Consider the following 12,022-nt stretch of genomic DNA (forward strand, 5'->3'; position numbering starts at 1 on the left):
CGATAACTTCTTCAGTATTAAATATCGAGGGCTGCCCCCAGCCTTTTCTAATTATCTCGCAAGCTCTTCTTAAAAACTTATCCGGGCTTTTCTTGCTCAATAGAAAATTGCTACTGGGTTGCAATAATATCATTTCATCGATTACATCGAGTATCAGATAGGTTAAGTCATTCACTCCATCAGAACCATCAACCTTTAATCCACCATTATTAATATTGGCAAAATCGGTATAGGTCCCACTTTCTGCTAAAGTTACTCCTACTTTGGGCGGTGCCGGTTGGTTGTTAAACTTTATCCAAAAATACTCTAAAAGTTCCTTTGCTTTCTCCTGGTTCAGCGTCCCCTCTTCCAGCTCCTTTTTATAAAAGGGGTATAGATGCTGGTCTAATCTGCCGGGGTTAAAGGAGTCCCAAGTATTAAGTTCGGTGATAACTCCTAAGTGAACGAACCAGTACATCTGGAGGGCTTCCCAAAAATTTCGGGGAGGATGGACGGGGATATGCGAACAAACTTCGGTAATTTTGAAAAGTTCCTTTTTTCTTTGAGGATTTTTCTCGGCTTTAGCCATCTCTAAGGCTTTTTCGGCATAGCGCTCGGCAAATCTGATTATCGCTTTAGCACAGATAAGCATTGCTTTTAACTCTTCCTGTTTATCATAAGCTTCGGGGTCATTTAAATAATCAAGATTCTGCATACTTTTCTCTATATCCCGGATAAAATCAGAAAAACCTTTATAATATATCTTGTCATCTGCCACCGTATGTCCGGGAGCTCTCTGCTCCATGAATTCGGTAAATATTCCGGCTGTGTAACAGTCCTTCCACTCCAGAGTCATCTCTTTAAATATCCGACTGCGCATTGACCTGTTTTCCCAATAAGGAATAATTTTCTCTTTTTGAATTTCCTTTATTTTCTGATTTACTGTAAAAAAAATCTTCTTTCGATTATTAATCAGTTCGAGGTCTTCCAGACTGTGACAACATAATTCAGGAAAGGTGGGAGTCGCCCGGGGGTGTTCCCCTCTTTCTCCTACAATAAGTTCTCCTTCACCAATACATATACTTTTATTTTCCAGAACATATCCAAAAACTAAGGCACGAAGAACAGGAGCTGAAACTGTTCCGTTGTACTTCTTATAGGCTTCAGTCACTAAATTTGCCCGCTCAATAGAAATATAAGGTTGTGTATCTAAACTTTCCTGTCTTAATTTTTTTACTCTTTCATTCATATAGATTAACCTCTTAATTTTACATTCAGATTAAACTTCCTTAAAATCATTGCAGACCCCATTCTCTTTAAAACTAAAATAACCATTCCCACCGATTATAATATGGTCTAATAAAACAATATCTACAGTTTTGAGGGCGGCTTTTATAGCCTTTGTTATACTGCAATCATCCTCTGATGGTTTTAAGGATTCTCCGGGATGATTGTGTGAAATAATAACGCCTGTCGCATGATTGTGTAATGCCCGTTCAACAATTTTTCTGGGATATACTACTGATTTATTAACCGTTCCTTTTTGTATAGTCTCAACTGCCAGCAGACGATTTCTGCTATTTAAGAACATGACTTTAAATTCTTCGTCAGCTGATCCTTTTAAAGAAGCTTTCAGATAATCATAGACAACATCTGGTGAAGAAACTAAATCTTTTTTATAGAGCCCCTTCTCAAGGTAAATTACTGAAATGTCTTTTAAAAAATTGAGAAACAAGGCACCATGTTCGGAAATACCACAAACTTTTTTCAGCTCTTTCCTGTCAGCATCCAATACACCATTGAGTGTTTTGAATTCAGATAACAACTGCTTTGCAATAGGCTTAGTGTCTTTTCTGAGAATGGTAAAGGATAAGGCAAATTCCAGCACCTCGTAATCAAGCCATCCTTTTATCCCACCGCTTTTGTACTTTGCCTTTATTCTCTTGCGATGTCCAAGATAATCTGGTTTTAAAGCTTTACTCACCTATCTACCTTCAGCCTTTCACTGTATTTTTCCCAATCCGGCAAGAAAGCAAACATCAGACTTTTGAATAATTTGCCATGATTAGGGATTTTCATATGCAGCAGTTCATGAACAATTACGTAATCACAAAGTTCTCTCTCCATTTTAAAAAGTTTAGTGTTAAATGTTAATCTTCCATTTTGCGATAATGATGCCCACTTGTTTTTCATAAAACGCAAATGTATATCTTTCGGCTCAACATCCAGTTTCTCTGCCCATTTAAAAATGTTTGATTTAAACTTCTCTGACTCATTTGATTGGTTCAGACATTCTCTATTTTTACTTAGAAGCATTGGCATTTATCTTCTCTCCAGTTTCAGAATCTTCTCAACAAGTTCAACAGCCTTTGTTTTATTTTCTTCTTTCAGTAGTATCTTATACAACTGTGTGGTTAGCTCTCTCTTCTCCTCACTGTTTAATCTCCAGTTGGGATAATCTTCAAATATGCCATTAATCTTTACTGCCAGTGTATCTGGCTTTGAAATTCCGCTCTTCTTAAATAACCAGAAAATCGTAAAAGTATTAACATCAAAATTCTTTTCAGTCTGCTCCTTGTGTGCCTGATTAATCTCTCTGATAATTTCTTCTAATCTTTTTAAAGCTTCAAGAGTCATAATGCGTCTGTCATCATACAGCTCAATAACAGTCTGTGCCTTTTCACCTATGGAGATCAAATATGGCTGGGTATCCCGATTATCATCAATAAACTTAATAATGCTTTTTCTTAAATTAATTATCTTAACATTATTAGACTTATCGCTTTTCTTTAATACCTCAAGAGTATCTTCTTTTATCTCATAAATCGGAAGCATGGAGGAAATGTCTGTTGTATAAACATGCTTTTTAACCAGGTCAGAGGTCTTCCGCATCAACTCCTTATCCAGAAGAATCCTTTTGGCAAAGGCATTTCTAATAATGCTGTAAAGATAAGAAATTCTCCAGTAATCATTTATATAATCCCTTAAGAATTTATCTGGTGAGATAATCTCATAAAGCATTTCAAGCTGCTTAAAGAACTTGTAAAAATCTTCTCTCTTGTCTTTATCACTAAAAATTTCAATTGCTCTTTCAACCGTTTTATCATCAAATCTACGTCCTATCAATTCAAGATATGGCCTGGCTTTACCTTTCATCAGGTTTTCAAAGGTTGATTTCAATATATCTATATTTCTGATAACACTTGCCACAACATCTGAATCAAAAGCCAGTGCCTTTTCGAGTCTTTCAAATATACCAACAAAATCAAGAACAAATCCTGCAGGTTTCTTTAAACCATCTTCATCCTCGTAAGGCCTGTTAACTCTGGCTATGGCTTGCAAAAGAGTATGATCCTTCATGGGCTTGTCTAGATACATACAATAAAGAATGGGGGCATCATATCCTGTTAATAACTTATCAGTAACTATCAATATCTTTGGCATCTTTGTTTTGTTTGGGAAAATCTTGCCTTTCAATTCCCGCTCCTTATACTCGCTTAAATAGTGCTCTTTTAAGAATGCCCTGTCATTTTGAGCCTGACTATAAACAACTATGGAATATTCAGAAGGAAGATATTTATCCAATGCTTTTTTATACAAGGCACACGCTTCTCTGTCTACCGCAACCAGAAATGCCTTATAGCCCATAGGTTCAACATTTTCCTTATAGTGTTTAGCTACAAACTCAGCAACTTTCTTAACACGGTCTTCGGATTTTAGGAAATTCTTCAAACTTACTGCCTTATCTAATAATTTGTTTAATTCCTCTACATCACTAACACCTTCTTTTTCCATCAATGCAAAAAATTCCTTCTCAAGCATTTCTTTAGGTACTCTTATCTCGCTTGGAGCAAGTGTGTAATGCAAAGGGAGAGTAGTACCATCTTCAATTGATTCTGCAATGGAATACTTATCCAGATATCCTTTTTCATCCTCTTTGCCAAATATCTTGAACGTGCCTTTGCCATAAAGAATCTTATCAATGGGCGTACCGGTAAAGCCAAAATATGTTGCATCGGGAAGTGCAGCTATAAGATAATTGCCCAGGTCGCCGGTAGTAGTTCTGTGCGCTTCATCTATCAGCACAAAAATATTATCTCTTTTGTTGATATCCTTTGGCATGCCTTCAAATTTGTGAATCATTGAAACTATAAGCCCGCGGTAGTCTGAAGAGAGAAGTTCTCGCAATTCCTTTTTGGAGTCTGCTATTTTCATTCCTTTTCCTTCTTTAAAACCGTAGGCATCAAGATTTCTGAAGAGTTGACTTTCCAGCTCATTTCTGTCAACAAGCATAATAACTGTCGGCTTTTCAAATTCTGGCTGCTGCAATATTTTTTCTGCTGCTACAATCATGGTGAAGGTTTTACCTGCACCTTGTGCATGCCATATAAGTCCTGTCTTCTTTTCCTCCTCCAATGCCCTATTAACTATCTTTTCCACTGCTCTTGTCTGGTGCTGACGCATAATTATTTTGGATAATACGTCATTTTTCCGGAAGAAGATAATATAATCCTTTATAAGTTGTAATACACGACCCTTATCGAAGAAAGTCTTGACCTTCTTCTCAAAATTTCCTTTTTCCACATCTTTCCAGTTAAAAAGTCCTTTTCTGTCAAGATTCCAGGTTACTCCATAATAAAAATCAAGCAGGTGGGTAACATCAAATATCTGATTTGAGGCCATCATCTCGGGTGTTTCAGAATGGTAGCGTCTTATCTGGGCAATTCCTTCTTCAATTCCTTCCCGCTTGTTGGCATTTTTTGTCTCTGCAATTATTACAGGAATACCATTTATCAGGAATATAACATCTCCTCTGTTGGTAAATTTGCCGTTGGTGTATTGCCATTCATCTGTTACGTGAAACTGGTTATTTTCAATGTTATCATTATTAAAGTCAATAAATCTTATATTTAGCTCCCGTTTATCCCTCTCATAGTAAACAGATTTCTCACCTTTAAGATATTGCAGGATTTCCTGATTGCCTTCTATTGAACTCTTTACATTTCCCATCCGTTTTATGATTTCATTCGCTTTTTCGCTATTGATTATGCCCTTATTCAGATTGATTAACTGTTCTTTAAGGATATTGTAAAAAAATAATCCTGCCTCACCTTGTCTTAAGGCTACAGCTTCATCTCTGGTTAAATAAGTCCATCCGATTTGCCTGGCATATTTAATCAACGGTTCCTGGACTATTTTTCGTTCAGACATTTTAATTAACCTCTACATCTAAATCTCTCACTCTGATTTTCACTCTGATTTTTCCAGTCATTAACTGGTTAAGCATGGTTCTGAATAAAGCTTGAAAGGTTTGTTTTTTGGATTCGGCTTGGGAAAGTTTTTTATCTATTTTATCTATTGCCTTTATTATATCCAATTGCTCGCTTATATTAGGGAAAGGAAATCGATAGTTTTCCAAATCCTGACGTTGTAAGCTTGGTATTGTTGTTTTTGCATGCTCGCCTGAGAGTTGATTTATTGACATATAATAATAAAGGAATTTGGGGGTAACCATTTCTGATTTCCATTCAAGATAAAAAGTAGTATCGGATGGCCAGCAAGGTTCTAAAAATAAATGAACAGCTCCGGCATTACCCTTTCTTCCTACAATTAATGTAGGGAAATTAATCAAAGGTTTTTCACACCATGCGTAAATTCTGCTAGAGCCGACCACTGGAATTTGACCTATTATTTTTGGCTTTTGTTTCCCATACTTTATTTTTGCAAATTCATTTATTTTTCTTACATCCCAACTCTTCGGCATCAAACCAATATCGGTTTCTTTTTGTTCTTCGCCATGCAAGCCTTCAGTGAAAAGTTTATTCATAAGGGATTTCTTTAGCTCTCTTGTTGTTTCAATTATTCTATCCTGTTGTTCAATAGCCTGCTGGATTTTTGACAGGACAAAAGCAATTTTCTGTTGTTCTTGTATTGAGAAAAAAGGAATTTTTATGTGCAGTATTGCCTTGCTTGAATGCTTAATTGTTACTCCTGTTGTATATTTTTCAATAGTTCTTTGAACATAGATTGTTTGCAATACATAATAAACGTAGTCTGAAAATAAATCCTTGTTTATAATTACTACTTTACGTATTCCTGATGAATATGCACCCTCTAAGCCTTGCTTAACTATCCCCGGGCTACCATCAAAAGTAATTAAAATATCTTTCTTTTTGCATAGTTTTAATTTTTTTGAAGTTGTATAAGTCTTATCATCTCGGCTACCTGAGATATCAACTACTCTTAAAAATCTTACCCCTTTCTTATCTTTATTATAATTTTCACTTCCTGGCTCAGTGCCTCTTTCAAATTGAATATATTTATCAACATTAACAACTTCCCAATCTTCAGGGATCAGTCCGATTTCTGTTTCTTTGAAACCGTTTTCTATTACTGCTTTGGTTTTCATTCTTCCTTCAAGAATCCTCTTTGTGTAATATTTTTCATTATCTCGTTAAGTTCTCTGTCTGTCTTTTTTCTTTCCTCTTCAAGCTCTGCTAGTTCAACAAGTATCTCATCAACATCCCGATATTCTTCTTCTTTGCCATTACCAACATATCTTGACGGGCTTAAATTATAATCGTTCTTCTCGGCTTCTTGGTTAGTGATTATTCTTGTAAATTTGTCTATGTTCTTCCAATCATGAAACGCCTTAGCTATTTTTTCAATCTTATCATCTGGTATGAAATTCTTAGGTCGTCCTTTTTCAAACTCTAAAGAGGTATTCATCAACATAATCCTGTCTTTTCTTTCCTTTGGCTTGTTTTTGTTCAGTATTAAGATAATTCCTGGTGCAGTTGTGTTATAAAATAGATTTTCGGGCAAAAGCAAAACTGCCTCTATCCAGTCACTATCTACGAATGCCTTGCGGATTTCCTTTTCTCTGTTACTTCCTTTGTTTCCTGAACCCCTTGCAACAGAACCGGTATCCAGAACTATTGCAGCTTTTCCGTTCTTGTTTAATGAAGCAAACATAAGCTGGATCCATCCCCAATCAGCAGAGCTTGTAGGTGGGTAACCATTATTAAAGCGGTTGAATGTATCAGACTCATAAAACTCACTGTTATAGCCATCTTGATTCCACATAGGATTAGCCACAACTAAATCAAAGGTTTTCAATATACTCCCCTCAAGAAATTTCGGGTTACGGAGTGTATCTCCTATTGCAATGTCGCCTTCCATATCGTGAATAATCATATTCATCTTTGCCATTGCATAGGTAACGTAATTCTGCTCCTGTCCGTAAAGTCTCAAAGGTTTTAAAATCTTCTTCTCTTTTTCCTTAAGAGCAAGTTGGGATTTAACAAGTAATCCTCCCGAACCACACGCCGGATCATAAACCTCTTGACCTTGCTCAGGATCCAAAATATAAGCCATAATCCAACCGACTTCTTTGGGAGTGTAAAACTCTCCTGCGCTCTGCCCCTGCCCTTCTGCAAACTTGCGAAGCAGATATTCGTATGCCCTTCCAAGAATGTCAGGTTCAGCATCTTTTAAGCCAAGCCTATTCCTGCTAATAATCTCTATCAAACTGCTTAGCTTACCATCATCTATTATTCTCTGCCCGCTTACAGTGGCATTAAAATCAACTATGTCAATTACCCCCTGTAATTTCGGATTTTCTTTTGCTATTGCACGAATAGCATCTGTCAATTTCTCTCCGATTTTGGTTGTCTGCTTTCTTATTTGTTGCCAGGCTGCCTGTTTTGGAATAAAGAATCTCACCAAATTATGGTCTTTTGAAACAATCTCTATTGCGGTTTCTCCATCCCCAAATTCTTCAGAAAGTCTTTTAATCTCATCCTCAAAAACATCAGAAAGTCTTTTCACAAAAATCAGAGGCAGGATGTAATCCTTGAACTTTGGAGCATCCACAGCTCCCCGAATACTACAGGCAGCATTCCACAACCATGTTTCAAGAGTTTTAATGTCTAACATATCTTAACCAATCTCCTCGAAATTTAATTAATAAATTCCCCCAAATCCTCCGGCTTAATCTACTATTTCCACACCTTTAACTGCTCAAATTTCACTTTAAATTTCTTAAAGAATTTCTCAATCTTTTGTTTTTGCACATAAGGAATTATTACACAACCTGCAGAAAGTTTCTGGCCGCCTATCTCCTGTAATAAACCTTTATACTTGTATCCTTTTCTTGTCTGTTCGTAAAGTTGCCTGTTGAATCTTGCCTTTTCTTTCTGAAGTAAGCTGCTTATCTGAAAAGAATAGATCAGATAAGGTTTTTGTTGCAGTAATATAGCGGATGGTATGTCGGATGGCTCTCTCAAGTAGAGAATCTTTCCTTCCTGAAAGATGTTCTGTAGTAAACCCGTATCTGTTTTCTGCAATTCAGCTAAAGTTCTTATGGTTGGCTGAATATTTCTGCCTATTTCGGATTCAAGTTCTATTACTTTATCGTGTATCTCTTTCTGGGTGTTATAATCGGTTGTAAGTATAAACAAGTCAACGTCTGACCTGGAAGTAAATTCTCCTCTGGCAAGACTGCCATAAAGGATAATAGCTTTTACATCTTCAATTTTGGAAAGCTCTTTTGCTATCTTTTTAAGTATTCTCTTCATTGATCTTCTCTCCAAATCTTTTTTCAAAAAACTCAATTATTACTTTTAAATTATCTGTTACCGCCTTCGCTCTTTCGCCATTAATTCCGTCATAACCCAAATCTCCATAAGCAAACCATATTTTACGCATTGCCTGGTTTATTTCAACAGGAAAATTTTCATTTGAATATTCATGTCTACTCTGGTGGTCGCCAAAATGCTCTCCCTTTCTAGCAGCATCAGCTTCTACCAACTGCTCAACAACCTTTGTGCCCAAATCACCAACCACTGTGCTCTGCTTGTTGTGATAGGCAGTTAATGTTGCTTCATACTTCTCTTTTGCTAATTCAAAATGTTTCTGAAAATCTCCCATTTTTCATCCTTTCATTTTTCGTTATTGTAACGAATTATGGCTATTTTGTCAAGTTTTTCGTTATTGTAACGAAGGTAGGAGTTGCCTGGGGGTATTAACCTCTTAATTTTACCTTCAAATTAAACTTCCTTAAAATCGCAGATACCTCGGATAATTTTTCTTCCGAAGGAGATTGTGTAGTTGCTAACTTATAAGTCCTTCCCAATCTTCCGTATTTATCTATGCCAATATAGTGATAAGGGAGAAGATTGACCTGAGCAATTTTTAAGGAAGACAAAAATTCTCCCGTTTCCCTGATGTTTTGATAATCATCATTTATACCGGGGATTACCGGAAAACGAATAAAAATATTATTGTGAATTGAGGAGAGTTTCTTCAAATTTTCTAAAATGAGCTCATTAGATACCCCGGTATATTTTTTATGCCTTTCGCTATCCATTATCTTAAGGTCGTATAAAAAAAGATCTATTTTAGGGGTTATTTTGTCTAAAATTCCCCAGGAAATATATCCGGAGGTATCGACTGCGGTATGGATCTTCTTTTCTTGGCAACAAATAAGGAGACTCTCTAAAAATTCAGATTGCCCCAATGGCTCTCCACCGGAGAAGGTCACCCCTCCGCCGGATTCTTCATAAAATACTAAATCTTTCTCTGCCTCTTTTATAACCTCTTCAGTGGTTAGTTTTTTTCCTATCATTTCCCGGGCTAAGGCTGGGCATTTTTCTATACACTTTCCGCAAAGAATGCATTTCTCTTTATCAGTAACCGGCTTTTTATTTTTCATTTGGATAGCACTTGAGGGGCAATTCAAAGAACATACTCCACAGCCAATGCATCTATCTTCCCAGAATACCATTTCCTGCCCGCTTAATTGGCTTTCGGGATTCTGGCACCACCAGCAATTAAGCGGACATCCTTTTAAAAAGACTGTAGTTCGAATTCCTGGTCCATCATGAATCGAATATCTTTGAATATTAAAAACTGTTCCTGTAGTCATAAGAACAGATTTTGTCAAAGGACCGTCCCCAGACAAAGTTTGATGATTTTTTGGGCAATTTTTTCAGGAGTAAAACCAAAATAATCGGCTAATTGCTGATCGGGTGCACTCTTACCGAAAGACTTCATAAATACTGTGTAATAAGAATCGTTTAATAATTGATACCAACCCTGGCCGGTATTAGCTTCAATTACTACCCGAAGTGCGTCTTTAGGCCCCAGAACCTCTTCTATATATTTTTTTTCTTGTCTTAAAAATTCTTCTCTGTCCGGAATAGATACTACTCGACCGGTAATACCGTTCACTTTTAAGATAAGATTTACCTTTACGGCTATCGAAACTTCACTACCGCTGGCCATTAATACCACCTGGGGTACTTCTTTCTCTTTGTGGGATATTACATAACCGCCACAGGAGAATTCTTTTACGCCGTGGTATTTTTCCAGATGAGGTAAATTCTGCCGGGATAAAACCAGGGCAGTAGGACCTTCTGTTCTTTTCAAAACTTCCTTCCAAGCTAATTTGGTCTCTTCTTCATCGGCAGGTCTGATGACTTTTAAACCGGGGATAAGTCTTAAAGATTCCAGCTGTTCCACCGGCTGATGAGTAGGGCCATCTTCTCCCACCATTATAGAATCGTGGGTAAAGATATAGATTACCGGGAGTCCCATTAAGGCAGCCATTCTAATAGCCGGACGCATATAATCAGAAAAAACAAAGAAAGTGGAACAATATGGTCTCAATCCCTTGTGTGCTGCTATGCCATTAACAATCGCCCCCATAGCATGTTCTCTAACTCCAAACCTGAGGTTTCTACCTTTAAAACTGTTTTTTTGAACTTCTCCATAGTTATTAAGATATGTTTTGGTAGAAGGAGATAAATCCGCTGAACCTCCGATAAGATAAGGAATTTTATCAGCAAGTTCATTTAAAACTACCGATGAGGCCACTCGGGTAGCTACCGGAGATTTTATTTCCAGGCTATCTAGTTCTAAATCTTGAGGAATAATTAAATTTAACGCCTTATTCCATTGCTTTTTTAGTTCGGGGTATTTTTTGCCCCATTGGGTAAATTTATCTTCCCATTCTTCTCTTTTTTGGGTAAGCTGTCTTTTTCTGTTTTTAAAAAATTCTTTGACCTCAGAGGAGACATAAAATTTTTCATCTAAGGGTAATCCTAAATTTTTCTTTAAACCTTCTATTTCTTCTTCACCCAGGGGTGCGCCGTGACAGCTGCAAGAATCCTGCTTGGTAGGTGCACCATACCCAATATGGGTATTTGCTATAATTAAAGTGGGTTTATCTTCGCTCTCTTTAGCTTTAATAATAGCTGCTTTAATTTCTTCAATACTGTGGCCATCAATATGATCAATTACTTTCCATTTATAAGCCCTAAATCTATCGGCTACCGACTCGGTAAAAGTAGCTTTAGTCTCTCCGGCAAGACAGATTTTGTTATTATCATAGATAGCAATTAACTTTCCCAGACCCAGGTGTCCGGCCAGTGATGCAGCTTCGGAAGTAATCCCCTCCATCATACAGCCATCACCTAAAAGGGTATAAGTATGGTGGTCAACAATCTTATAATCCTCGGCATTAAACCTGGCTGCTAACATCTTTTCTGCTAATTCCATTCCCACCGCATTGGCAAAGCCCTGTCCCAATGGTCCGGTAGTGACTTCGACCCCGGGAGTTTTTCCATATTCAGGATGACCGGGAGTTTTAGAATTAAGCTGTCTGAATTTTTTTAAATCATCGAGAGAAAGGTTATATCCCGAAAGGTGTAACAGAGAATACAACCAGGCTGAACCATGTCCGGCAGATAGCACAAAACGGTCTCGGTCTGGCCAATCTGGAGTAGAAGAATCGTATTTTAATACATCTCCAAAGAGAACTACACCGATTTCTGCACAACCCAAAGGTAATCCCGGGTGACCGGAATTAGCCGTCTCTATCATATCTACAGCCAACCCTCTTACTATATTAGCGATTCTATAAAACAATTTATAATTCCTCCTTCTCTTATGAATACTGATATTAAATATTTTACACTTATTTTTTTTCTTCTACAAACTTTTTTGTTTTATATAATATTACTATATAAGTTGATGATGG

The 12,022-nt window shown here is 37.0% G+C and carries 10 protein-coding genes; all 10 read right to left on the reverse strand.

The annotated features are described in order from the left end of the window. Positions 1-1,228 (reverse strand): pyruvate formate lyase family protein (locus Q7J67_08680; GenBank protein MDO9465356.1); only part of this gene is annotated, 1,228 nt, incomplete at its 3' end. 30 nt (positions 1,229-1,258) lie between these two features. Next, positions 1,259-1,963 (reverse strand): DNA repair protein RadC, encoded by a 705-nt coding sequence (gene radC / locus Q7J67_08685; GenBank protein ID MDO9465357.1) that lies wholly within the window; start codon positions 1,961-1,963, stop codon positions 1,259-1,261. Continuing rightward, entirely contained in the window at positions 1,960-2,301 is a 342-nt protein-coding gene (locus Q7J67_08690; GenBank protein MDO9465358.1) for a M48 family metallopeptidase, read from the reverse strand. Before Q7J67_08690 ends, radC begins: the two co-directional genes overlap by 4 nt. Next, on the reverse strand, positions 2,302-5,190 hold the full coding sequence (locus tag Q7J67_08695) for an HsdR family type I site-specific deoxyribonuclease (protein ID MDO9465359.1): 2,889 nt from the start codon (positions 5,188-5,190) through the stop codon (positions 2,302-2,304). Position 5,191: 1 nt separating this feature from the next. After that, positions 5,192-6,388 (reverse strand): restriction endonuclease subunit S, encoded by a 1,197-nt coding sequence (locus tag Q7J67_08700; protein ID MDO9465360.1) that lies wholly within the window; start codon positions 6,386-6,388, stop codon positions 5,192-5,194. Further along, a complete protein-coding gene (locus Q7J67_08705; protein MDO9465361.1) occupies positions 6,385-7,917 on the reverse strand; it encodes a class I SAM-dependent DNA methyltransferase in 1,533 nt (510 codons plus the stop codon). Before Q7J67_08705 ends, Q7J67_08700 begins: the two co-directional genes overlap by 4 nt. A gap of 62 nt (positions 7,918-7,979) precedes the next feature. Beyond that, positions 7,980-8,558, reverse strand: coding sequence for a nucleotidyltransferase domain-containing protein (locus Q7J67_08710; GenBank protein ID MDO9465362.1), 579 nt, complete (start codon positions 8,556-8,558; stop codon positions 7,980-7,982). Beyond that, positions 8,542-8,910 carry a hypothetical protein gene (locus Q7J67_08715; GenBank protein MDO9465363.1) on the reverse strand — a complete coding sequence of 123 codons (369 nt, stop codon included), beginning with the start codon at positions 8,908-8,910 and terminating at the stop codon, positions 8,542-8,544. The genes Q7J67_08710 and Q7J67_08715 overlap by 17 nt, the downstream gene beginning before the upstream one ends. Before the next feature lie 94 nt (positions 8,911-9,004). After that, entirely contained in the window at positions 9,005-9,907 is a 903-nt protein-coding gene (locus Q7J67_08720) for a glycyl-radical enzyme activating protein (protein ID MDO9465364.1), read from the reverse strand. A 14-nt stretch (positions 9,908-9,921) separates the two neighbouring features. After that, positions 9,922-11,910, reverse strand: coding sequence for a transketolase (tkt, locus tag Q7J67_08725; protein ID MDO9465365.1), 1,989 nt, complete (start codon positions 11,908-11,910; stop codon positions 9,922-9,924). Between the last annotated feature and the right edge of the window lie 112 nt (positions 11,911-12,022).

It is taken from the genome of bacterium, from assembly GCA_030652805.1.
Taxonomy (GTDB): domain Bacteria; phylum JAHJDO01; class JAHJDO01; order JAHJDO01; family JAHJDO01; genus JAHJDO01.